Annotated in this window: 16 protein-coding genes and 2 pseudogenes; 7 read left to right on the forward strand and 11 right to left on the reverse strand. The window is 70.6% G+C overall.

What is annotated here, in order from left to right:
- Positions 1–174 precede the first annotated feature (174 nt).
- The 3 genes from JHAT_RS35815 to JHAT_RS02630 form a co-directional block, all read right to left on the reverse strand.
- Positions 175–1,011, reverse strand: a complete 837-nt coding sequence (locus tag JHAT_RS35815) for a GNAT family N-acetyltransferase (protein ID WP_307718342.1) — start codon at positions 1,009–1,011, stop codon at positions 175–177.
- Between the two features lie 69 nt (positions 1,012–1,080).
- The gene (locus tag JHAT_RS02625; protein ID WP_375603541.1) at positions 1,081–2,265 is read right to left on the reverse strand and encodes an NUDIX domain-containing protein; all 1,185 of its coding nucleotides are present in this window, start codon (positions 2,263–2,265) and stop codon (positions 1,081–1,083) included.
- A gap of 149 nt (positions 2,266–2,414) precedes the next feature.
- A complete protein-coding gene (locus JHAT_RS02630) occupies positions 2,415–4,403 on the reverse strand; it encodes an ABC transporter ATP-binding protein (protein ID WP_077796385.1) in 1,989 nt (662 codons plus the stop codon).
- Positions 4,404–5,343: 940 nt separating this feature from the next.
- Here JHAT_RS02630 and JHAT_RS02635 point away from each other — a divergent pair.
- Both JHAT_RS02635 and JHAT_RS02640 read left to right on the forward strand, forming a co-directional pair.
- A complete protein-coding gene (locus JHAT_RS02635; RefSeq protein WP_171990708.1) occupies positions 5,344–6,228 on the forward strand; it encodes a DUF4231 domain-containing protein in 885 nt (294 codons plus the stop codon).
- Complete coding sequence (locus tag JHAT_RS02640) at positions 6,225–9,215, forward strand: TIR domain-containing protein (protein WP_171990709.1); 2,991 nt, start codon at positions 6,225–6,227, stop codon at positions 9,213–9,215. The genes JHAT_RS02635 and JHAT_RS02640 overlap by 4 nt, the downstream gene beginning before the upstream one ends.
- A gap of 183 nt (positions 9,216–9,398) precedes the next feature.
- Here JHAT_RS02640 and JHAT_RS35080 read toward each other — a convergent pair.
- From JHAT_RS35080 to JHAT_RS33625, 3 genes and pseudogenes are all read right to left on the reverse strand, one after another.
- Positions 9,399–9,617 (reverse strand): annotated as a pseudogene (locus JHAT_RS35080) (transposase); the annotation flags it as partial.
- 281 nt (positions 9,618–9,898) lie between these two features.
- Positions 9,899–12,325, reverse strand: coding sequence for an FtsX-like permease family protein (locus JHAT_RS02650; RefSeq protein WP_107481802.1), 2,427 nt, complete (start codon positions 12,323–12,325; stop codon positions 9,899–9,901).
- Positions 12,322–13,014, reverse strand: a complete 693-nt coding sequence (locus JHAT_RS33625) for an ABC transporter ATP-binding protein (protein WP_107481803.1) — start codon at positions 13,012–13,014, stop codon at positions 12,322–12,324. The genes JHAT_RS02650 and JHAT_RS33625 overlap by 4 nt, the downstream gene beginning before the upstream one ends.
- Before the next feature lie 221 nt (positions 13,015–13,235).
- On the opposite strand from JHAT_RS33625, the gene JHAT_RS02660 reads away from it, so the two are divergent.
- The 3 genes from JHAT_RS02660 (at position 13,236) to JHAT_RS02670 (ending at position 15,732) form a co-directional block, all read left to right on the forward strand.
- Positions 13,236–14,531, forward strand: a complete 1,296-nt coding sequence (locus JHAT_RS02660) for a sensor histidine kinase (protein WP_077796388.1) — start codon at positions 13,236–13,238, stop codon at positions 14,529–14,531.
- Positions 14,528–15,214: a response regulator transcription factor gene (locus JHAT_RS02665; RefSeq protein ID WP_077796389.1), complete on the forward strand. Its 687-nt coding sequence runs from the start codon at positions 14,528–14,530 to the stop codon at positions 15,212–15,214. Before JHAT_RS02660 ends, JHAT_RS02665 begins: the two co-directional genes overlap by 4 nt.
- Positions 15,215–15,414: 200 nt before the next feature.
- On the forward strand, positions 15,415–15,732 hold the full coding sequence (locus JHAT_RS02670) for a hypothetical protein (RefSeq protein WP_253195381.1): 318 nt from the start codon (positions 15,415–15,417) through the stop codon (positions 15,730–15,732).
- Between the two features lie 91 nt (positions 15,733–15,823).
- Here the strand turns inward: JHAT_RS02670 and JHAT_RS02675 are convergent, their stop codons facing one another.
- Entirely contained in the window at positions 15,824–16,720 is an 897-nt protein-coding gene (locus JHAT_RS02675) for an SDR family oxidoreductase (protein WP_077796390.1), read from the reverse strand.
- A gap of 127 nt (positions 16,721–16,847) precedes the next feature.
- Here JHAT_RS02675 and JHAT_RS02680 point away from each other — a divergent pair, with 127 nt between their 5' ends.
- Positions 16,848–17,420, forward strand: coding sequence for a TetR/AcrR family transcriptional regulator (locus tag JHAT_RS02680; RefSeq protein WP_077796391.1), 573 nt, complete (start codon positions 16,848–16,850; stop codon positions 17,418–17,420).
- A 695-nt stretch (positions 17,421–18,115) separates the two neighbouring features.
- On the opposite strand, the gene JHAT_RS35085 is transcribed toward JHAT_RS02680, so the two are convergent.
- The 3 genes from JHAT_RS35085 to JHAT_RS02695 form a co-directional block, all read right to left on the reverse strand.
- A complete protein-coding gene (locus JHAT_RS35085) occupies positions 18,116–18,277 on the reverse strand; it encodes a hypothetical protein (RefSeq protein WP_253195382.1) in 162 nt (53 codons plus the stop codon).
- A 120-nt stretch (positions 18,278–18,397) separates the two neighbouring features.
- The gene (locus tag JHAT_RS35090; RefSeq protein WP_253195383.1) at positions 18,398–18,610 is read right to left on the reverse strand and encodes a hypothetical protein; all 213 of its coding nucleotides are present in this window, start codon (positions 18,608–18,610) and stop codon (positions 18,398–18,400) included.
- A gap of 84 nt (positions 18,611–18,694) precedes the next feature.
- Complete coding sequence (locus JHAT_RS02695; protein ID WP_171990710.1) at positions 18,695–19,318, reverse strand: hypothetical protein; 624 nt, start codon at positions 19,316–19,318, stop codon at positions 18,695–18,697.
- Between the two features lie 145 nt (positions 19,319–19,463).
- Between JHAT_RS02695 and JHAT_RS35095 the strand changes: the two are divergent.
- Positions 19,464–19,613, forward strand: a pseudogene (locus JHAT_RS35095) (deoxyxylulose-5-phosphate synthase); the annotation flags it as partial.
- A 166-nt stretch (positions 19,614–19,779) separates the two neighbouring features.
- Here JHAT_RS35095 and JHAT_RS02705 read toward each other — a convergent pair.
- The gene (locus JHAT_RS02705) at positions 19,780–22,086 is read right to left on the reverse strand and encodes a UvrD-helicase domain-containing protein (RefSeq protein WP_077796394.1); all 2,307 of its coding nucleotides are present in this window, start codon (positions 22,084–22,086) and stop codon (positions 19,780–19,782) included.
- Between the last annotated feature and the right edge of the window lie 137 nt (positions 22,087–22,223).

Consider the following 22,223-nt stretch of genomic DNA (forward strand, 5'->3'; position numbering starts at 1 on the left):
CGGGGTGCCGGAGGCGTACGGGGAGCACACCGTCCGCGCCGTCTCCGAGGGGCTGCGGCAGGAGGCCGGGGACAGCCTGCGGGTCACCGTCGCCTCCCCGGGATCCGTCCGCACGGACTTCGCGGACTCCCTGCCCCCGGCGCTGCGCGAGCGGATCGTCGAACTCGGCCGCAGTCAGCGAAGCAGCTCGTCGCCGGAATCCTGTGCCGGAAGGAACTTCACGGCTTTCCGGGCCAGGACGGCGGTGAGGTACTCACGTGCGTCGGGGCGCAGCCGCGCCAGGGCGACCATGCCGGTGATGACGGCGTCGGCCACCTCGTCCTGGACGTCCGCCCACGTGTGGCTGTGCCCCTTTCGCGGATTGGTGCCCCGGGCACCGATGACGGCCTGCGCAGCCTCGCCCACCTCTTCGGCGAGCTTGAGCACTTGCAGGGTCCACTGCTCCTCCGGTGCGAGTTCCTTCTCGGCATCGAGGCGGCTGAACGTGTCGGCCAGCCGCTGGATCGTGTCCCAGTAGTCGGTCGGAGCGCCGCACCTGTGCTCACCGCGGGATTGCGGAGGCAGTGCGGTTCTGCGCATGAGCGCCGGATCGCCGACGAATCCGAGCCCTTCGTACAGTGACCTGGATGCGTCACTGGCGTGCAGTTCGAAAAGGGTGATGCCTTCCCGCTCCAGGTCGTTGAGGAGCGCGGTGAGGGCGGCCTTGGCGTAACCACGGCGCTGGTACTCGGGCCGGGTGGCCACGGCTTGGATGCGTGCGGCCAGCCCCCGGGGGTAGCGGGGCGCGGGCAGTACGGGGCTGACCAGGGCCAGGGCGCAGGTGGCGAGTCCTCCCCCGGGTGCGTCGACGACGTAGGCCCGGGCATCGCCATGAGCCTGGAGCCGTTCGGCCAGTTGGTCCCGGCACAGGGCCAGCCAGTCCGGGGGGAGCGGTTGGGTGAGGATCAGCTCGGACCGCAGGCGGGTGATGCCTTCGGCGTCGGCGGGCGTGGCACGGCGGGGAGTGGTCACGGGATCGGTCCTGTTGATTCGGCGATGGGTGAGGCGGTAGGGGGGTTCACCGGGCGAGGCCCGCCTCAGTCAGGGCTGGGATGACGCGGAGGCGGTCGTGTGCGGGTCGGTGATGGGCGAGAAGCGGGCGGGGGCGTGGTCGATGGGGAGGTCCGGGCGCCAGGCTGTGAGGATCTGCGCGCTGCACTCGAACAGGTCCGGCGGCAGGGCGTCCAGGGGCCACCAACGCCAGTCCCCGACACTCTCGCCAGGTTGGTCGGCCGGCTCGCCCTGCCAGTGGGTGACGAGCGCACCGACGGTGATGCGGACGACGTCGCCAACCCGGTCGAGGGACATGCCGAGAAGACGGACGTCGGCCGGGTCGGCGCACAGACCGGTCTCCTCGGCGAGTTCCCGCGCGACTGCCTCCTGCAGTGACTCGCCCGGCTCCACGGTCCCGCCGGGCAGCTCCCGTGTGCCCAGCCGGTGCCGGCCCAGGAGCAGACCCTGCGGCCCGAGCAGCACCGCCCCGACACCGACGGCCGCATGGGCGACGGGTGGCTTCGCGGTGCGCGGACGGGCGGCGATCCGGGCCGGCCGCTGGACCTGGAACAGCCGGTAGGAGGCGTGGTTGTTCTTCTCCGGGGCGTCGAGGACGGTGATGCCCTGCACACGGAACCCGTAGTGCACGAGAAGGTCTTCCCACACCTCGGGTGTGAGCACCCACATGTGCACGGTGAGATCGTCGCCGCCGGCCGGGCGCAGGACCTCCGGGCGTGGGGTGACGGTCGAAGTGGGCCCATTGCCGGAGGAGTTGGTGTGCAGCACGGTGAAGTACAGCCGTCCTCCCGGTTTGACGGCGGTCGACAGGGCGGGCAGGAGCCGGTGCGGATCGACGAAGTGGAAGGTGCTGAGGGAGTAGACCACGTCGTACGGGGCCGTCGTGCCCAAGTACTCGACGGCGTCGGCGTGGACCAGTCGCAGGCCCGGTACATCGGGGTAGCGGGCACGCGCTCTCTCGATCTGGCTGAGGGAGGCATCGACGCCGTCCACCTGCGCCCCGTAGGTGCGGACCAGGTGGGCGGCGTGCCGACCGGGGCCGCAACCGATGTCCAGGACCCGCAGGCCCCCGATGTCCCCGAGGACGGCGTCCCCCGGCCCGTTCGCAGCAGGACCCCAGCTGATCCGGCCCACTTCCGGCAGGGGAGTGGCGCGCTCCAAGTGGTGCTCTCCGTAGGCGTCCCAGGCGAGACGGGTCTGATGTTCGACGTCCAACACGTCGTCCTCCACGCTGGGTTCAGGGGATGAGTGCATGGCAGCGCAGCACGTCGGGATCGGCGGTGCGCACGACGGACCAGTCCGCGGTGAGGCTCTCGGCCTCGGCGGTGGTGGGGGAGTCGTCACCCCGGGGCCTTTCGAGCGGGTCATGCGGGATCCGCGACGGTGGGGGAGCCGGGGCGGGGGATGGTGCCCGTGGGGGCGTACTGGGCGGCCTGCGCGTCGAACATCGAGGCGTAGCGCCCCCCGGCGGCCATGAGCTCGTCGTGGCTGCCGTGCTCGACGAGGCGTCCGTGGTGCAGGACGTAGATGCGGTCGGCGTGGCGGACGCCGGACATGCGGTGGGTGACCAGGACGACGGCCCGGTCGGGGGCGGCGAGACGGCGGATGCGGTCGAAGGCGGCGATCTCGGCCTCCGGGTCGAGGGCGGAGGTGGGTTCGTCCACGATGAGGACGCCGTCGGCATCCGAGGTGGCGCTGCGCCAGTGGGTCCGGGCGAGACCGATCTTCTGCCACTCGCCGCCCGACAGTTCGCTCGCGCCGCGGAACATCCGGGCCAGCAGGGTGTGCAGCCCGTCGGGAAGTTTCGCGATGACCGGTCCGGCACCCGCGTAGTCCACGGAAGGCTGCAGTTCCTCGGGGTCGGCCGCTCGGGCGGGCCGGCCGATGCGGATGTTCAACGCGGCTGTCACGGGCCAGCGTTGGAAGTCCTGGGTGAGCAGTGAGACGCGGTCGAAGACCTGGGAGCGGTCCAGGGAGGCGATGTCGGCCTCACCCCACCACACCGTCCCGGTCTGCGGCAGCAGCAGGCCCGACAACACCTTCATCAGCGTGCTCTTGCCGGAGCCGTTCTCGCCGACCACGGCGGTGACCGAGCCCATGGGCAGGGTGAGGGAGACCTCGTCGAGGGCGGGGGTCTCCCGGTCCGGGTAGCGGTAGCTCACCTGGTCGAGGACGATCTGCTTCACCCGCGGGGGAACGGGACCGCCTCCGCCGGTGATGGTGCGCCGTGCCGCCTCGTCCAGGAACCGGGCGTGGTCGCGGACGTAGAGGGACTCCTCGTGCAGCTGGTTGACGTTCATCACCAGCGCCCCCAGGCTCGCCGAACCGGACCGGACGGCGATGACGGCGGTGCCGGCCACGGCCAGACTCATGTGCCCGCTCGTGATCAGCCAGAACATGGCCGCGTACGTCGCCGCCAGGGCGAGTCCGGACAGCGCGGCGGCCACCCACTCGGTGACGGCCTTGCCGGCGGCCAGCCGCTCCTGCTCGGCCTCGGCGCTCTCCGCCATCCGCTCGTAACGGCTGAGCAGGAACGGCCCGACGGCGTGGATGCGCACCTCCTGGGCGGCGGTGCGCTCGGTGAGCAGGTTGCCGATGAGGCGGCTGGCCCGCACGTGCTCGACCCAGCTCATCACCGACACGTACCGTTCCTGCGCCACCCGCATCGCGCCCCAGCCGCGCGGCGCCGCGATCAGGATCAGCATCGGCAGCAGGGCCGGGTGGAGGATGGTGAGCACACCGGCCGTGGAGATCAGGGAGATGGTCCCGTTCAGGGCGGCCACGCAGGCGCTGATCATGCGGCGGGCGGATCCGGCGCCGTACTGGGCGACGTCGATCAACCGCCGGAACTCCGGGTCCTCGATGGCCTCCAGCTCCACGGACGCGGCGGCGGCCAGGTACTGGGTCGTGGCGATCCGCTCGACCAGCGGCTCCAGCCGGCCGGCCCGCGAGGTCGACCAGCCGGCCAGTCCGGAGTTGACCACGGCCGCTGCGGCGGCGGCGAACAGTCCGGGCAGGACCGCGTGCAGCCGCTGCCCGGGGGTGCCCGAGCCGAGCAGTGCGTGCATGACGGCGTTGACCGCGAGCAACCCGACCGCGGCGGCGAGACCCTGCCCGATCTCGCTGAGGGCGACCGTGAGCAGCGCGCGACGGTCCGCCTGCCACGCGATGCGCAAGGTCGCCCCGACCAGCCTCGGCATGGAGCGCAGCGCCGACATCATCGTCAGGTCGAGCCGGGCACGCTCGTGTTCCGACCAGCCCAGGTCGTAGCGCAGAGGACCGCCGAAGAGCTCCTGCTCGGCGTCGGAGACCTCCGGCTCGGCCATCCGCACGCGTCCGAAGAACCGCTTCACAGCGCGCCTCCCCGCCCGGACCGGCTCCCTGCCCGGAGAACCGGCACAGGCAGCCACCGCACCGTGGTGGCCGTGATCATCCGTACAGAGGCCCTGCGGCCGAACTCGTCGCGATACGAGTGCTCCTCACTCCGTGCCGCGTCATGGGGTGTCGCCTGTGCTGGTGTCCTGGCCGAAGTCAATGTGGTCCCCCTCGACGGTCGTGCGGCTGGTTCGTGTGGCTCAACGAGCCGACCGGGATTTCGAACACATGTGTTTCGGTCTTGTCGGTAACCCCGGGATAGAGCGCGCGCCGGAGCTTGCGGGTGGCATCGACCCTTGCGGCCCCTGGGCCGGGGGCCGGAGCGACGGTGGCCAAAACGCCGAGCATGCCGCTGCCGCTGTCGTTGCGGCACCCGGGGCCGGGGCCGGGGCCGAGGCCGGGGCGCTCTTCGACCGCGCCGAAACTCCGCCGTGCTCTTCCCGGAGCCCGGCCTCTCAGCGTTCCATCGAGGATGCGCTTCGGTTCGGTGGACGTCCCGCCTGCGGGATCACATGGTCAGGGAAGTCGCCGGTTCGACCGACCGGTGATGCGGTGCTGTGTCGCCGCGCCGTTCGATGCTCGGGATCTTCGGTGAACCTTGGGCGCCTCCACCTGCGGGTCGGTATGACGGTGTCCCGGGCCGGCTGACCGATGGTGGTGCGTGGTCCGGCTCCCGACCGAGCGCCGCCGCCCCTGACTGCCGTCCGAACCGCTCGAGTGACGGTCGTCACGGATGCCCCCGAGAACGGACGAGCACGGCCTTGTCCGGCGCGGTACGCGGGTGACCGGTGCCCAGCCGGGTCCACACACAGGCCATCGTGACGACACCACGCTTTGGAGGCAGAAGTTCTCAAAGGGCTTGGCAAACAAGGCGGTTGAGGCATCCTTGTGTGTGGATCACGCGGAGAAGGGGGATGTGTGTCGGTGGTGATCGACTACGAGGACTTCCCCGCGCTGTACCGTGCGGCCGACGCGAATTCGCTCAAGGGACAGCGGCGGCACACCATCGTGACACGCTTCCAGCTCGGCGCGTTGGTGACGGCTGCCGCCTTCGGTGCGGTGGCCTTACGGGCCGGGGACACGGACGTGGCAGCCGTGCTGGCCTCGGTGGCCTTCGGGGCGGCTCTGGTGAGCGATGTGTACATGCTGAAGGAGCGCCCCGACCGGCAGTGGTACGTCGGGCGCGCGGTCGCCGAGTCGACGAAGACCCTGACCTGGCGCTACCTGGTGGGCGGCAGTCCGCTGAGCATCGCCGAACTCGACGACGAACAGGCCGCGGACCTGCTGCTCGCGCGTTTCGTCGAGATCGAGTCCGACGTCGAGCCGGTCCTGTTGATCCCCGATCACGGCAGTCCGGAGCAGGTGACCGAGGGCATGCGCCGGGTCCGGGCGCTTCCCTTGGAGCGACGCCGTGAGCTGTACCTGCGGGAGCGGATCAGGGACCAGCAGGAATGGTACGGGACGAAAGCACGCTGGAACGAACGCAGAGCCACGCAGTGGTCGGTCGCCCTCGCCACGCTCGAACTCCTCGGCCTGGCCGCCGGAGTACTGAAGTCCGCCGGTGTGATCGACATCGATCTTCTCGGCCTGGCGGCCGCACTGGCCGCGGCCGGAGCCGCGTGGGTGCAGACCAGACAACACCAGAACCTCGCCACCGCGTATGCGCTGGCGCATCACGAACTGGCCACCATCGGCCTGCGGGTGCGGCACGTGCGGACCGAGGAGGAATGGGCGAGCTTCGTCGGGGGATCGGAGGACGCGATCTCCCGCGAACACACCCTGTGGAGGGCCTCGCACTCATGAAGCCGCCCGGTTCGTTCCGCAACTCCTACGACGCCTTCCTCTCCTACAGTCACATGGCGGACAGCGTGCTCGCCCCCGCCCTGCAACAAGGGTTGCACCGTCTGGCAAAGCCCTGGAACCGGCCGCGCGCCCTGCGGGTGTTCCGTGACCAGGCCAGCCTCGCGGCCAACCCGGATCTGTGGACGACGATCGAACAGGCCCTGCGGAACTCGCGCTACTTCATCCTCCTGGCGTCACCGCAGTCGGCCCGGTCGCCGTGGGTACGGCGGGAGATCTCCTTCTGGAAGGCGCACCACGGCACCGACACGATGCTGATCGTCCTCACGGACGGCGAGATCGTGTGGGACCACCGTCGGGCCGACTTCGACTGGGCGCGGACCACGGCCCTGCCCGACGACCTGCGGGGCTGCTTCCCGGGCGAACCCCTCTGGGTGGACCTGCGCTGGGCCGTCCCGGAGCGCGCGCTTTCCCTGGACCACGGAAGGTTCCGGGAAGCGGTCGGCACACTGGCCGCCACCGTCCACGGGATCTCCAAGGACGAGCTGGACAGCGAGGAGGTACGGCAGCATGCCCGCACCGTGCGGCTGCGCCGTGCCGGTGTGTCCGCCCTGACGGCGCTGCTGGTGATCGCGCTGATCATGGCGAACCTCGCCGACCAGCGACGGCAGGAGGCCGACGAACAGCGGCGGCAGGCTGGGGAGCAGCGCCGTCTGGCCACGGTGCGGGCACTGCAGGCGGAAGCCGAGAACCTGCGCGAGAAGGATCCGCTCACCTCGCTCCGGTTCAGCATGGCCGCCCTGAGCATCGAGCAGACGGCGGAAGCACGAGAGGGACTGCTCACCACCCTGCAACGCACTCGTCTGGCAGGCACCTCCGTGGGGAGCGTCGGAAAATCGGACCCGGCGTCCTACAGCACCGACGGCACCCTGCTGGCAACCGCGGCCCCGTTCGCCGGGGCCAAGAGCGCCGCAAGGCGCACGGTCAGCCTGTGGGACACGAGTGACATCGTCCGCCCGCGCCGACTGGCCACGCTCACCGGTCACGCGGAGCCCGTCAACAACCTCGCTTTCAGGTCCGACGGGCGTCTGTTGGTGACCATCGGCAACGCCGGTCGCGACGAGCAGTTCCGCACCAGCCTGGTGCTGTGGGATCTCTCGGACCGGACCCACCCCCGCCGGGTGCTGCACTGGAAGGACCTGCGCGAAACGGCGGAAGCGGCGTTCAGCCCGGATGGCAGGACCATGGCCGTGGTGTCGGGTAGAGCGAACGGCACACTCCAGCTGTGGGACATCACCCAGCCGTCCGCGCCGCGCCGGCTGACCGCACCGCTGCCCGCCGTCGATTCGGACGACGTGATGTTCAGTCCCGACGGGCACACCCTCGTCACCGGCTCGAGCCTGTTCACCGCCTCGGACGGTTCCCTCGAGCCCGAGAGCGTCACCCACCTCACGGGTTGGACGGCGTGGGACATCCGTGATGTCCGCAATCCCAGAGCGGTCTCCCGACAAGGGCTTTTCGGCAGCGCAGTGTTCAGCCGCACCGCACCCGTTCTCGCCGTGGGCCGTGACAGAAACGTCACGCTGTGGGACCTCCGCCGCCCTCAGTCACCCAGACAACTGGCCACGTTCGCGCACAAAGACCAAGTGGAAGCGGCGGCGTTCAGTCCGGACGGTCGCCACCTGGTCGTCTCCTTGCTGGATGACTCCACCTTCCTCCGGGACGTGAGCGATCCCTCTCGTCCCGGCGAGCCGGTCATGTTGGGCGGGCACGACACCCCGGTTCACGCCATCGCCTTCAGCCGTGACGGCCGGACCGTCAGCCTGGCGGACACCTCCGGCTCTCTCACCAGATGGCTCGTCCACAACCAGGCTCCGACCCGTGCCGCCACCCTGCGCATGGACTCCACCGGGCTGAACGCGTCCGCGTTCAGCCCGGACGGCCGCAAACTGGCGGTTGCGGCCTTCGGCGGTGAGGTGTGGCTCTGGGACACCTCCGACCCCGCCCGCCCGCGCAGACAGAAACTGCTCACCGGACAGCTCCAGAAAGCCACGGCGGTCTCCTTCAACGGTGACGGCACCGTGCTGGCCGTCGGCAGCCAGGCCGGCGAGACCCAACAGACCGGCAGGATCTCGTTGTGGGACACCACTGATCTGAGCGCACCACGTCACCTGGGCGACATCACCCCGAGGTCCGGGGTGTCGTCGCTGGCGTTCAGCCCTCGCCGCCCGCTGCTCGTGGCCGCCGGTTCCCGGTTCCTCGGCCCCGTGTGGATCCACGCCTGGGACGTCCATGACCCGAAGAATCCGGTGGAGACCTGGCGGATGGATCCGTACGAACCCCGCGGATGGTCTCTGAACATGGACTTCACCGGGAACACCCCGGTGGTCTTCGGCCCGGACGGCACGACGGTTGCTCTGCCCGACGAGCTGTGGAACTTCACCGACCCCTCCGATCCGACCCCGCTGCCCGCGCGCGGGTCCTCGGAGTACCGGACACTGGGCGAGGAGAGCTTCGATTTCGCGGGTTACCGCGCCGACGGACGAGAACTGGTCACCCATGGGAGCAGACGCCTGTCCGTGTGGTCCGTGAGTCCCACAACCGGACGCAAGCTCCTGAGCTCGGCCGAAGCCCCCGGAGACGTCACACAGATCGACGCCCACCCCGAGGGCCACCTGGTCGTCACGGGAACCGGATCCGGTCGCGCGGAGCTGTGGACCATCGGCGGCTCAAGACCGCCGACCCACACGGCGACACTGACGGACACCACGGTCGAGGTGACAGACGCACGGTTCAGCGGCGACCGGAAGACTCTCGCCGTCACCCTGGACACCGGCACGGTGGAACTCTGGAACCTCGGTGGCCTACCGGCCATCGCCGCCGACCCGACCGCAGCGGCCTGTGACATCACCGGTCGCGGCCTGTCCCGCGAGGAGTGGCAGAAGTACGCCCCCGGCTTGCCATACGAATCCACCTGCCCGCGCCCGTGACCTGCCTCACTCGCTTGGGAAGTGTCTGGCAAACGAGCGGTGTTACTGGGGTGGTTGGGGCTGCCGGCAGGCGGCCGTCGAAGGCGTTCAACGCGGTCTTCCAGCGCATGCTCCAGCGAGCCTGGCCCTTGCCCGTGGGATCGAGCGACATGATCGCCATGTGGACGCACTGCAGGGCGGCCTGCTCGTTACCGCCTCGGGCAGGCCCTTGGGCCCGTCGCAGACCAGCATCAGGACGTCGTTGACGCCGCGGTTCTTGATCTCGGTGAGGATGTGCAGCCAGTGCTTGGCGCCCTCGCCGCCGTCGCCGGCCCACAGCCCCAGGATCTCCCGCCGGCCCTCGACCGTGACCGCGAGGGCCACATGGATGGGCCGGTTGGCGACCGCGCCGTCGCGGATCTGCTTGTCATAGCCGAGGTGGCCGGTGATCTCGCCCTCCAGGGCGGACTCCAGCAACCGCTTGGTCAGCTGCAGCAGTCCGCCCTCGCCGGTCAGCCGTAGGCCTTGAACCCGGACCCGGCTCACCAGCTCGTCGATCAGCTGGTCGTCCACGGCCTTCGCCGACACAGCCGCTGCCGACTCGACAGCGTCCTGCTCGGCCACGTTCTCACTGGTCATCGACGCATCCTCCACGATCGGGAGTTACACCGAACGATTTACCGTCCCGTCCGTCGTGTCCGGCTTCACTCGGTGCGCAGGACCGTGGCCGTACGGGCCCTGGCCGCCCATCCGGCCGGGATCATCGCGCCCAGCATCGCCAGCACGACACCACCCAGCCCCAGCAGGAGCAGCTCGACCGGCCCGTACACGTCGAGGACCCGTGACGGCATACCGGTGCCCACGGCGCGCCCCATCACCGGCATGACGACGCCGTGCAGCAGGTACCCCACCGGCACGCCCAGCAACCCGCCGACCACGCCGATCGCGGACACCGAGGCGAGCACGAGGCCCGCCGTCTGCCGCGGCGACATGCCGATCGCCTTGCACACGCCCAGGTCGTGGACGCGTTCGCGGGTGTCCAGGACGACGGAGTTGAGCACGCCGAGACCGGCCACGGCGATGAGCATGAGGGTGAGCAGCACCGCCATCGCGTCCATGATGAGGATGATGCCGCTCTGCTCCGATTCCACGACGGTCGTGGCGTCACCGCCCATCGGCCGCACCACACTCGCGAGCTTCCGGGCGAACGTGTCCGCCGACACACCGGGCTTCACGTCGACGAGGAACGTCTCGGGCTGCGCCGACGGGAAGTTGGCCATGTCCGCGTGCACCTCCAGCTCATCGCCCGAGGTGTCGAAGGACTCACCCACGATCCGCAGGTCGGCGCTCTCCTTCTCGAACGTCATCCGCACCGTGTCCCCGACCTTGGTGCTGGTCCGCTCCAGGAAGCGCGTGGGCACGACGACCTGGCCCTTCCCCCTGATCCAGTGCCCCGAGAGCATCTCAAGGCTGCCGGGGCGCGAGTCGCCCTCGTAGAGGCTGGCCTCCACCGCGCCGGAGACTCCGGCCACGGCGACCTCCGTCCGGAGCTTGCCGTAGTACGACTCCAGCCCCGCCGCGGACTTGACGGCGGCCCGCACCTTCGCCGGGTCGGCCACCTCGGGCCTGGACGTGACGGCTGCCGGGCCGGGGGCGACGGGAGACGGGCTCGCCGGGGCGCCGCCGGCCACGGGCGGCGGTGGCGGCGGGGGAGCGACATGGTTCAGCTCGACCGTCGTCACCGTGACCGCGGCACGGCTCTCGGGATCCTGTGACGTGCCGACCTCGTGGAGGGACGAGGTCAGTCCCACCGCGAACGTGGCCGCGACCGTGCCGAACGCCACCGCGAGCAGCATCGCGAGGGCACGCACCGGATGCGTGAAGGGAGCGGCGAGCCCGTACGTCACCGGCCGGGGCAGCGGCAGCCGTCCCATGGCCCGGTGCGCCCACTGCCCTCGGCCCGGGCGCGGCGCCCGGCCGACCGCGATGGCCTCGACCGTGTTCAGCCGTCCGGCGCGCCGTGCCGGGATCAGTGCCGCGAGGCCCACCACCAGCAGCGCGGCGGCCGGTACCGCGACGTCCACCCACCAGGCCACCGACAGTGAGACGTTGCCGTACACCGACTCCGTGTCCGCCAGCAGCGGCGCCGCGAGCAGATTGCCCAGCACGACACCCAGGGTGATGCCGACCGTGGCCGGGATCAGTGCCTGCGCCACATACGCGCGGACGATCTCGCGAGGCGTGAAACCGATGGCCTTGAGGATGCCGATCCTGCGCAGACTCGTGCCGACCGCACCGCTGATCACACTGCTGACGATGATCACCGACATGACGATGCCGAGCACACCGAAGGCCATCACGAACGGGACGGTCGCCGCCGCGCCCTGATCCGCGGCCTGCTTGGTGTCCAGCCAGGACTGCGTGCCCAGCAGGGCCCCGGCGCCCACGGAGGAGGCGAGCCTCGCCCGGTCGGCGAGGATCTGCCGCTTCGTGCTCGCGGAGTCGAAGCGGTAGAGCATCTGGGTCATGAGGGGGTTGCCCAGCGCCGCCAGCGCTTCGACCTGTTCCGAGGTCGCCCATGCGTCGGCGGACCTGCCGACCGACACGGCGAACCCGACGACCGACAGGGTCGGGGCGTTCGGGGTGTCCGACGTCCTGAGGGCGGAGCCGATGTCGAGGGAGGGGCCTCGGAAGGACGCGTCGACCACGATCTCGCCGGGCTTCCGCGCCCACCGGCCGGACTTCAGCTCCACGCGGTCGACGGCGGCGTCCGCGCCGGAGCGCCCGACCACGGTCAGCGTCGGCATCCGGAAGCCCGACCGGTCCACCGGGCGGAACGCCGTGGACGCGTAAGGCCCCGCGCTCGCCGTGACGCCGGCCAGCTTCCTGGTGCGCTCCAGCTGCGCCACACTCGCCTCGGCCGGATCGAACTGCGCGGTGATGTGCGCGCCCCGCTGCTTCTTGAAGGCGTCGTCGAAGGGAGCGGCCGCGGCGACCATCAGGGCCCCGGCCACCACGGCCGAGGCCACGGCCATCATCGTGGCCACGGCGATCACCAGGGTCTGCACCCGCCGCCGCCCGACCCCGGAGCGCACGACCCGGCCCAGCGCGCCGTTACCGAAGAGGCTCATCGGACGGCCTGCGCATACGTGTCGAGGACGAGGTGACCGTCCACCAGGTGGATCGTGCGGCTCGCACACGCCTGGGCCAGTGCCAGGTCGTGCGTCACCAGCACGATGGTCTGGCCACCGCGGTGCAGATCGATCAGCAGCTCGCGGACCTCCGCACCCGAGGCGGAGTCCAGCGCCCCCGTGGGCTCGTCGGCCAGCAGCAGCTCGGGACGGTTGATCAACGCCCGGGCGAAACCCACGCGTTGGCGCTCGCCTCCGGACAGCCGGCCCGGATAGGCGCGTGCGTGCTTCTGGATGCCCAGCATCTCCATGAGCTCACCCGCGCGGGCAGCGGCCGCGCGCCGGCTCGTCCCGGTCAGCCGGGCCGGAAGCTGGATGTTGTCGGTGACCGTGAGGTCGTCGAGGAGATGGAAGAACTGGAAGGCGATGCCGATGTGCTCGCGACGGAACGTGGCGAGGGCGTGCTCGCTCGACCGGTCGATCCGCCGCCCCGCGACGATCACGGAGCCCTCGGTCGGCTTGTCCAGGCCGGCGATGAGGTTCAGCAGCGTGGACTTGCCGCTGCCGGAAGGGCCCGTCACGGCAAGGGCCTCGCCCTCGGCGACGCTGAGCGTGAGCGGTCCGAGCACCGGCGCACCGGCGGTGTCGTAGCGCTTCGCCACACCTTCCAGCTCGATCACTTGATTCATGCGGGTCGTCCGTCCTTGCGATCACGAGAGACACGTGCTGTTGCCGACTCCGTGACCCTAGAGACCGCTGCCCGCGCGGCACGTCGGCCGCGGAACCGACATCGGCCCCTCCCAGCGGATGCTTCGGCCGCGGAGTCCTACCTGAGGAGTAGGCCTCGAGGACAAGACCCTGAGCGGACAGGTGGACGCGAACCGGGCGACGAGCGCCCCAGAATGGACGGATGGACGCGCAGGACCGGCGCCGCCGGCTTCACCAGCTCATCGACGCACTGCGCCCCGAGGCGAAGTCCGCCCCGCAGTCGAAGCGGACGGTGCGCCTGGACGTGGTGCTGGCGGTCGTGCTGACCGCCGTCGCTCTGTTCGTGGCGGTGCGGTACCCCGGCAACGGGCCGGTGGAGGTGAACCCTCCCATGATCGACGTCGGAACCGGGGCGCCCGCGCCGCCCCCGCCCGGCCCCGACCAGGCGCCCACGGAGGAAGACGCTCCACCCGTCCCCTGGGCCGTGGTCGTCCTGTCGACGCTGCCGCTCGGACTGAGGCGCCTGTACCCGCTGGCCACGTTCGTGACGGTGCTGGTCGCGGCGCTGGCCATCGGCGACTCCGCCTCCTGGATCACCGTCCTGGCCTGTGTCGTCGGCGCCTACAGCGCCGTCGTGTACAGCCGTTACCGGATACCGGCGATCGCCGTCCTGGTGATGGCCGCCGCGCTCTCCGGTTACGCGTTCCGCAACGCCGATCCCCTGCTCCCGGGCTGGTCCAGCCCGGGATTCGTGTTGCTGGTGGCCGGGATGCTGGCCAGTCTCGTCCGGTTCCTGCACCTGCGGCTGGCGTCCAGCCGGGACCGGGTCACCGAGCTGCAGCAGGCGCAGGAGGAGGCCATGCGCCGGGCTGTCGCGGAGGAGCGTGCGCGCATCGCCGCCGAACTGCACGACGTCGTGACCCACAATGTCAGCGTGATGGTGATCCAGGCGGGCGCGGCCCGCAAGGTGATGGACGCGATGCCCGAGCAGTCCAAGGAGGCGTTGTTGGCCGTCGAGGCGGGCGGCAGGGCCGCCATGGCCGAACTGCGGCACGTGATGGGCCTGTTGGCGGCTCCGGACCACGAAAGACCCGACGGTCTGGAGCCGCAGCCGGGGCTGGCGCAGCTCGACGCGCTGGTCGCCCGGGTACGGGCCGCCGGGACACCCGTGAGCGTCGGGGTGTCGCTGCCGTCGGAACCCCTGCCGTCGGGGGTGGACCTCGCGGCGTACCGGGTCGTGCAGGAGGCGCTGACCAACACGATCAAGCACGCGTGCGGCGCGGAGGCGTCCGTCGCCGTCGGATACACCGACGACTGCCTGGAGATCGAGGTCACGGACACGGGAGGGGCGAAGGACGCCCCGCCGGTGGAGAGCAACGGTCGCGGCCACCTGGGGCTGCGGGAGCGGCTGGCCGTCTACGGGGGAGAACTGACGGCCGGTCCGACGCCGGCCGGCGGCTACCGGGTCACCGCCCGCATCCCGTGGAGCGAGGCATGACCGGGGACCGGCCGCCCCTGCGCGCCGTCATCGCCGACGACCAGGCCCTGGTACGCACCGGTTTCACGATGATTCTGGCTGCGGACGGCATCGAGGTGGTGGCCGAGGCGGCTGACGGGGCCGAGGCTGTCGCAGCGGTGCGCCGCACGCGGCCCGACGTCGTCCTCATGGACATCCGGATGCCGGTGATGGACGGCATCGAGGCCACCCGGCGCATCCTCGGTGGTGACGGGCCGCCGGAGACCCGGGTCATCATCCTCACCACGTACGACCTCGACCAGTACGTCTATGCCGCGCTCACGGCCGGCGCCAGCGGCTTCCTGCTCAAGGACGTCAGCCCCGAACACCTGGTGGCCGCCCTGCGGCTGGTGCAGTCCGGCGACGCCCTCCTCGCACCCACGATCACCCGCCGACTGATCGAGCGCTTCGCCCGGCACGACGAACCGCAGACCGTCCCCCCGCATCGCGATCTCTCCGACCTGACCCCTCGTGAACTGGAGGTGCTCCGCCTGCTCGCCACGGGCCTCAGCAACGCCGAACTCGCCTCACGGCTGTTCCTGAGCCCGACCACCGTCAAGAGCCACGTCGGCCGCATCCTGTCGAAGCTGGACCTGCGCGACCGCGTCCAGGCCGTCGTCTTCGCCTACGAGACGGGCCTGATCACCCCGGGCGGGGGTGCCTAGGTGTATTGCCCTGTGAGGTCCGGGACGGAGCTCGGGCATGGACCCGCCGCTCCACATCGCCTGGTCCGGGTGGACGAGCTGCAGCAACGCGGCACCGACGCGTAGCGCAGGATTCCTCCGGCCGGCTCGAACCGGGGCAGGGCCCGGGAATCGACCGAATGCGGCCGGAAGCTGACATCAGGCCCCGTCCGATCCACCAGGTGGTGGGTCAAGGAGGTCCTGCCGGACCCCGGTGGTCCTTCGAGGACGAACTGGTCACCCTCTTGGAGGACGAGGGAGAGCGTGAGCTGGCGATCTGCGTGCGGGATGTCCGTCTGGTCGCCCTGTGCGACTGCGGCGACGACTTCTGCCAGAGCATCCACACGGCGGTGCACCAGAAGGGCACACCGTACGGCGAGGGCCACCGGTGCGTACCGCTCTCGCCTTCGGAGGGCATGCTGGTCCTTGACGTCGTGTACGGCCGGATCATGTACATCGAGATACTGAACCGGCCGCCCATGCACCGCCCGACCCCCTGATGCCCGTGCCGCGTAGCGGAGCGGTCCCGCCGGAACCTTCTCCGCGGCGCGGCGGCCGGGCTGCCGGAGCGGCTGTGCGGGCCGTGCTCGGTCAGGCGCGGAAGTAGTGCCCGGCCTCCAGGTCCCGTACGAGGCCGGGCCCGCTCGGCACCCAGCCGAGGAGCTCCCGCGTACGCGCGCTCGACGCGGGCATGTCCGCGGCGAAGAAGCGGCCGATCCAGCCGAAGTGCCGCTCCGCGTCCTGCGGTGCGATCGAGGCCACGGGAACGCCGACCCCTCGGCCGATGGCCTCCGCGATCTCCCGCGCGGGGATGCCCTCCTCGTCCACCGCGTGCACGAGCGTCCCCGCCGGGGCCTTCTCCAGCGCCAGCCGGGTGAGCCGTGCGGCGTCGGACCGGTGGACCGCCGGCCAGCGGTTGGTGCCGTCGCCGACGTAGCCCGCGACGCCCTTCTCGCGGGCGATCGCGGTGAGGGTCGCGATGAAGCCGTGGTCGCCGTCGCCGTGCACGGTCGGGGCGAACCGCATGCTCACCGTGTGCACGCCGCGCTCGACGTACTCCAGCGCGAGGTTCTCACTGCCCCCTCGGGGGGAGTCCGGGCCGTGGAACGGTGACCTGTCCTCCTCGGTCACCGGGCGGCCCTGCGTCAGGCCGGCGATGCCGGACGCCAGCAGGAAGGGACGGCCCGATCCGGCGAGGGCGTCGCCGATCGTCTGAACGGCGGCCCGTTCGGCCCGGTTGGAGGCGGCGGGGTCGTCGAAGTCGTGCTTGTTGGCGAGGTGGAGGACGGCGTCGGCGGCCGCGGCGCCCTCCCGGATGCCGTCGAGGTCGTCGAGGTCGCCGCGGCGTACCCGGACACCCTTCGCGTCGAGGGACGCGGCCGAGGCGTCGGAGCGGGCGAGCCCGGTCACCTCGTGGCCGTTGGCGAGCAACTCGTCGACCGCGGCCGAGCCGATCCATCCGGATGCTCCGGTGACGAAAACACGCATGTGAAAGCTCTCTTCCGAGGTTCGAGCCCGGTCGATGCCGACCAGGCAGGCGATGTCAGTCACTGACGTCAGCGACTGACATCACTGTAGCTGTCACGTCAGCGTCTGTCATCACTAAAGTGGGGGCATGGTGAGATGGGAGCCCGGGACGCGGGATCGGCTACAGGCGGCGGCGACGGAGCTCTACGTCAGCCGCGGCTACGACAGGACGACCGCGGCCGACATCGCCCAGGCCGCCGGCGTCACGGAGCGGACGTTCTTCCGTCACTTCGCCGACAAGCGCGAGGTGCTGTTCGGCGGCCAGGTACTGCTGGAGCAGGCGTTCGTGGAGGGCGTGGCCGCGGCGGCGCCGGACGCGTCACCGCTCGAGATGGTCGAGGCCGGCCTGTGGGCGGCGGCGCCGTTCTTCGCGGCGGAGCGGCGCGACCACTCCAGGCGACGGCAGAGGATCATCTCCGAGAACCCCGCGCTGCAGGAACGGGAGCTGTTGAAGATGGCGGGAATGGCCACGACGATCGCCGACGCCCTCCGGTCCCGCGGAGTCCCCGACGTGACGGCCAGACTGGCCGCGGAATCCGGGGTGACGGTGTTCGGCGTGGCCTTCGGGACGTGGGTCGCCGAGGGCGAGGAGCGGTCGTTCCCCGACATCCAGCGCGAGGTGCTGGCCGAACTCGTGGCGATGACGTCCGGCGCCAGGTGACCGGCGCGGCGACGGATCGTCGACCGGGCCGTGCCGACCCGCCGCGACCACGACCGGCGGGCCGTCGAACTCACCCGCGCCGAGTGCGACGGCACCACCTGGACGGTGACCGACCGCCGCACGCCGCACACGTACCCGGCCGGGTCATCGGACGCTCTGCGACCAGGTCCGCGACGGCGTTCTCCGGCTCTGCACGGGCGACACCTGGCTGCGCATCGAGGCGCGAGCTACCGACACCGGGTGGTGGTCCCGGCCGACCCGCAGCACGGGCCCGTCGACCATGGCTCGGAGTCCCGCACGTGCACGGCCGAGCAGGCGGCCAACACCATTACCCACGGCCGCACCCCGGACGGGACTTCCGGCTGACGCTGCTCCTCCTGCTCGAGCACGCCACCCTTCGGTTCGAGATGACGGACACTCGCCTGGAGCGCCTGCCCCGCGACCCGGCTGCCGGGGCGACTCCATCCGACGCCCTATCGGGACGTGGGCTGCTGCTCGTGGCCGAGTACACCGAACGATGGGGTTGTGAGGTCCGGGACGCGTATACGAAAACCGTCTGGGCGGAAGTGCTGTGGTCCGCCTGACACCCCGTCGTGCGGGTAACCGGACCGACCATCCCGGACACCGGATTCGCGTGTGTGACATGAGTCCGCGAGCCATACGGGTGCGGGACGTGCTGAGGCCGTGCACAGACGTCAGAAGCTGCCGAAGAAGCGGTGCCACCAGGTGGGACGCTGAACATGCCGGGGCGGCCGGCTCGGCCCGGTGTAATCGCACTCCAATAGTTCCTCGGGGACGATCGCGTATCCGAGGTCGGCCAACGTCTCCATGACCTTGTCCAGAACCGCAGCGTCCAACTCGCCCTCGGCTTGCGCTTCCCCGGTACCCAAGAGGCACCGGGAATGTCGGCGCAGACCAGTGCCAGGCAGCCGAACTTGCTCACGCAGACAACGATCCGGGTTCCGCACGCAGTCGCATCAGCCGGTATGGTGACTCGCCCCGTACTCACTGGAGTCCTGCGTGTCCCGCTCGCTGACACATGGAGCGGTGAAGTCGTCCTCAAGCCGCGCCACGAGGACGTTGAACAGCGCGCCGATCTCACTGCGCTCGTAGTCCCGGGGCCGCTCCAGCCATTCGGGGGCATCGAGCTCGCGCAACAAGGCCACCAGATCGTCCATGCGCTTCGTCACTCGCAGATCTTGGCGGATCAGCAGCAGGCCTTGCCGGCCCGGCATCACTCATTCAAGTTCAGTATGGCTGATCTACGCGGTGGGTCAGCGGAGAGGGAGGAGTAAGGCGCGGGCGAGGGCGGAAGTCACCGGGGCGGCGTAGCCGGGGAGTTGCCGGGTGGTCCACGCGGCGGCCAGGCCGAGGAACTCGGTCAGGTCGCGTTCCGCTCCGGTGAGCAGGCGTCGTAGGTCGGCGGCGGTGAGTTCGATCACGGGACTGTCGTCCCGGTCGGCGTCCACGGTCAGGCGGACGGCGTCACCGTGGCGTTCGGCGAGCGGGGACGGGTCGTGGCCGAAGGGAGCCCAGCCGTTCCCGTCGAGGACATCGAACCAGTCGCCGCGTTCCTCAAGGCCGTTGCAGCAGCCCGGCAGCAAGGTGACGCCGGAGACGGTGTCCGTGACCCGCAGGCCACCGGAGACGAAGAGGTCGTTCATGGTGAGTAGCCCGTGCAGGAAGGAACCGAGCGGGTCCGCGGGCCGTGGCAAGGGGGCGTCGGTCGCCGGTACGACGTCATTGTGGGCGGCAATGCTCATGACCGCCGTGCCGACCTCGGCGGGTGTGAGCGCGCCGCTGAGCGGCAGGAAGCCGTACGGCTCGATCCCGGCGACGGGCCAGAGCGCAAAACCGGAGGAAGCGGCGATTTCGAGGACGGGCTGCAACACGATCACCCGGAGAATGTGCGGCACGGCGCCCCCGTTCCGCACAGTCACAGTATGACGGCCCCCGCCGGGAAGGATCTCCGAAGATCTCTATAAGGAAGCCCGGCTCCCAAAACGCGTCGAGCTTCGCGCAGGCGCCGCCTACCCATGCCGCATGGGCCATGCGAAGACCTCCTATCTCTGTCTGCCCTGTCGGGCCTCGTACAAGCAGCCCTACGACAGGGACAGGCCGCACCGGGCCTGCCCCCGCTGCGCGGAGCCGCTGATCCACGTGGGGTCGGCCTTCGCGGCGCTCCCGCGCCAGGGCGCTCGCACGCCGCGACGTGCCGTGACGGAGAACGCGGAACTGACACAGCTCGTGACGCCGCTCCCGAGGACTACAAACACCTCGTCGAGGCGTACGGGTGGGCAGTCCGCGTTCGAATGTCACGCCGGCGAACGCCGGCCCACCCGCGAGGTTGTGATGCGGTTCAGACCGGCAGGTACGGGCTCGGCCTGTCGTACCAGCTGATGCGGAGCGCGTCGCGGGCGCGGGTCGCGGCCACGAAGAGGAGGGAGCGGGCCCTGAGTTCCTCGCGGGCATAGCGGCGGGGGTCGATGGTGCGGTAGCGCTCGAGGATGTCCGTGCGGGGGATGATGCCGTCGCGAGCGCCGACGATGGCGAGCTTCTGGTACTCGAGGCCCTTGAAGCGGTGCATCGTGCCGACGTGCACCTCGCCGTCCCCCTTGGGGCCGTCCTTGGTGAGCTCGGCGACGGTGATGCCCGCCTTGGTGGCCAGGTGGAACATCACCTGGCTGACCATGTCCCGTTCCGCGACGCACACGGCGATGCTGCCGCGCGGGTCGCGGCGCGGGCCGGCGCCGCCTTTACCGGTGGCGATCTCCTCGCGCCAGGCGGTCAGCGTGGTGGCGAGCCGGTCGAGTTCGTCCTCCCAGGAGTCGCAGCGGACGAGGTCGGGTGCGGGGCCGCGCAGGACGGAGCGGTAGCCGTCGAGGGTGTCGGTGCTGTCGTCGAGGTCGTCGTAGGCGAGGTCCTTGCCGGTGAGGTCCACCACCCGCAGGGCCCGGGAGAGGATCTCCCTGGTGGTGCGGTAGCTGAGGGTGAGCCGGGAGGAGCGGCCCCGGATGTTGATGCCGACGGTGGAGAGGGTGACCTGCTGGTCGTAGATGCGCTGGTGGGTGTCGCCGGCGATGAACAGGTCGTCGGGGCCGGAGGCGACCATGGCGCGCAGCATCTTCCAGTGGGCGGCGCGCAGGTCCTGGGCCTCGTCGACGACGATGTGCCGGTAGCGGTGGTGGAGGAAGCGCATGCCGGAGCCGTCGTCGCGGTGGATGAGGTCCTTGCCGCCGACGGCTTCCTTGTGTTCCTGCCGGGCCCTGATCTTCGCGTCGCGTTCCGTCTCGAGGCGGGCGGCACGCTCGGCGGCCTGACCCCAGGTCTCCAGGCCCTCCTTGTCCAGGCGGGCGGTGAACTGCTCCAGGATCTTCCAGATCTGGGCACGCTCGGGGCGGGTGACGGATCGTCCGCGGCCGGCGCGACGGGCGTCGAAGTACGCCTTGCGGGTGCCGATGGACTGGCCGAGGACCACCTGGTCCCACTCCTCGTAGAGGAACTCGGCGTCCCAGCGGCGCTCGTCGAGTTCGAGCAGGAGCTGGCGCAGCACGTTGAGCGCGGTGCTGTCGTAGACGCGCTGCTTCGCCGCACCCTTGATGGCGTTCTCGCTGAGGACGCGGGCGGCGAGCTGGTCGATGTGGGCGATCTCCACGCGGGCGAGGAGCTCGGGTTCCATCAGCGAGGCGAGGCGGGCGCGCAGGTCGGTGGTGAGGTTCTTGGTGAACGTCGTCAGCAGGATGGGTTTGCCGTGTCCGGGCGGCAGCTGCTGCGCGAGGTGCTTGACCCGGTGCAGGGCGACGATGGTCTTGCCGGTGCCGGGGCCGCCCGAGACGCGGGCCGGACCGTTGTAGGCGCGGTGGACGAGTTTGGCCTGGGTGGGGTGCAGGAAGACCTTCCAGGCGCGGAAGTCGCCCTCCTCCAGGGCGGCCTGGATGTCGGCGTCGATGGTGGTGACGGTGGTGCGGGCGAGCGCGGCGCCGAGGTCCTGCGCGTAGTCCTGGCCGAGGTCGACCTTGACCGGGGCGGTGATCTCCTTGCGGACCTCGTCCAGGGGCATGCCGGCGGCGAGCCCGTACAGGATGTCCTTGGACAGCAGGGGCGCGCCCTCGACCAGCTGGTCGAGTTCGTCGCTGCCGGTGACGGCGAGCGCGAGGTCGATGAGCTGGTCGGCGACGCCGAGGTCCCGCAGGTCCTCCGCGGTGACGCCGGTGAGCAGGGGCTCGGCGGCTGCTGGGGCGGCCTCGGGCGCGGGCTGCGGGGCGGGCTCGGGCTCGGGTTCGGTGGGGGTGAGGGTGACGCCCGCGCGCCGCAGCACGCTCTCGCCCACCACGGAGAGGTCCACAAACTCGATCTCGCCGGTGATCCGGTTGATCGCGACCGAGAGTTCCTCGTAGACGTGCTTGCGGTGACGCACCGCGATGACAAGCCAGTTCTCCTGGCCCTTGGCGTCGACGCCGGCCCTGGCCAGCAGGGCGCGGTACGACTGGTCGATCTTGGCGCGGAAGACGCGACCGTCGCCCTTGAGGGGCTTGAGGTCCAGGCCGGGGTGATCCGGGTCCTCGCGGAAGCGGTGGCAGAAGTCGTAGAACCTGCCCTTGACCGAGCGGTCGAGCTTGTACAGCTCCTGTTCGGCCTTCTGATACAGGCTGAGCCGTGCGGTCATGGGATCAGTGCTGCCTTCCGTCGCCGGGAGTCACAGGAATGGTGGAGGTCATAGGAGTGATGGGGGCCGTAGCCGTAGGACCGGCTGAGGCCGCAGGAGCCGTGGAGGTCGTGGGAGTGGCGGAGGCCGTCACGGCC

It is taken from the genome of Streptomyces sp. JHA26, from assembly GCF_002005565.1.
In the GTDB taxonomy this organism is placed as follows: domain Bacteria; phylum Actinomycetota; class Actinomycetes; order Streptomycetales; family Streptomycetaceae; genus Streptomyces.

Excerpts from the sequence above, each read along its gene's own strand:
- JHAT_RS02640 (WP_171990709.1), top strand. The coding sequence starts at position 6,225 with ATGAAGCCGCCCGGTTCGTTCCGCAACTCCTACGACGCCTTCCTCTCC.
- JHAT_RS02650 (WP_107481802.1), bottom strand. The coding sequence starts at position 12,325 with ATGAGCCTCTTCGGTAACGGCGCGCTGGGCCGGGTCGTGCGCTCCGGG.
- JHAT_RS33625 (WP_107481803.1), bottom strand. The coding sequence starts at position 13,014 with ATGAATCAAGTGATCGAGCTGGAAGGTGTGGCGAAGCGCTACGACACC.
- JHAT_RS02660 (WP_077796388.1), top strand. The coding sequence starts at position 13,236 with ATGGACGCGCAGGACCGGCGCCGCCGGCTTCACCAGCTCATCGACGCA.
- JHAT_RS02665 (WP_077796389.1), top strand. The coding sequence starts at position 14,528 with ATGACCGGGGACCGGCCGCCCCTGCGCGCCGTCATCGCCGACGACCAG.
- JHAT_RS02675 (WP_077796390.1), bottom strand. The coding sequence starts at position 16,720 with ATGCGTGTTTTCGTCACCGGAGCATCCGGATGGATCGGCTCGGCCGCG.
- JHAT_RS02680 (WP_077796391.1), top strand. The coding sequence starts at position 16,848 with ATGGTGAGATGGGAGCCCGGGACGCGGGATCGGCTACAGGCGGCGGCG.
- JHAT_RS02705 (WP_077796394.1), bottom strand. The coding sequence starts at position 22,086 with ATGACCGCACGGCTCAGCCTGTATCAGAAGGCCGAACAGGAGCTGTAC.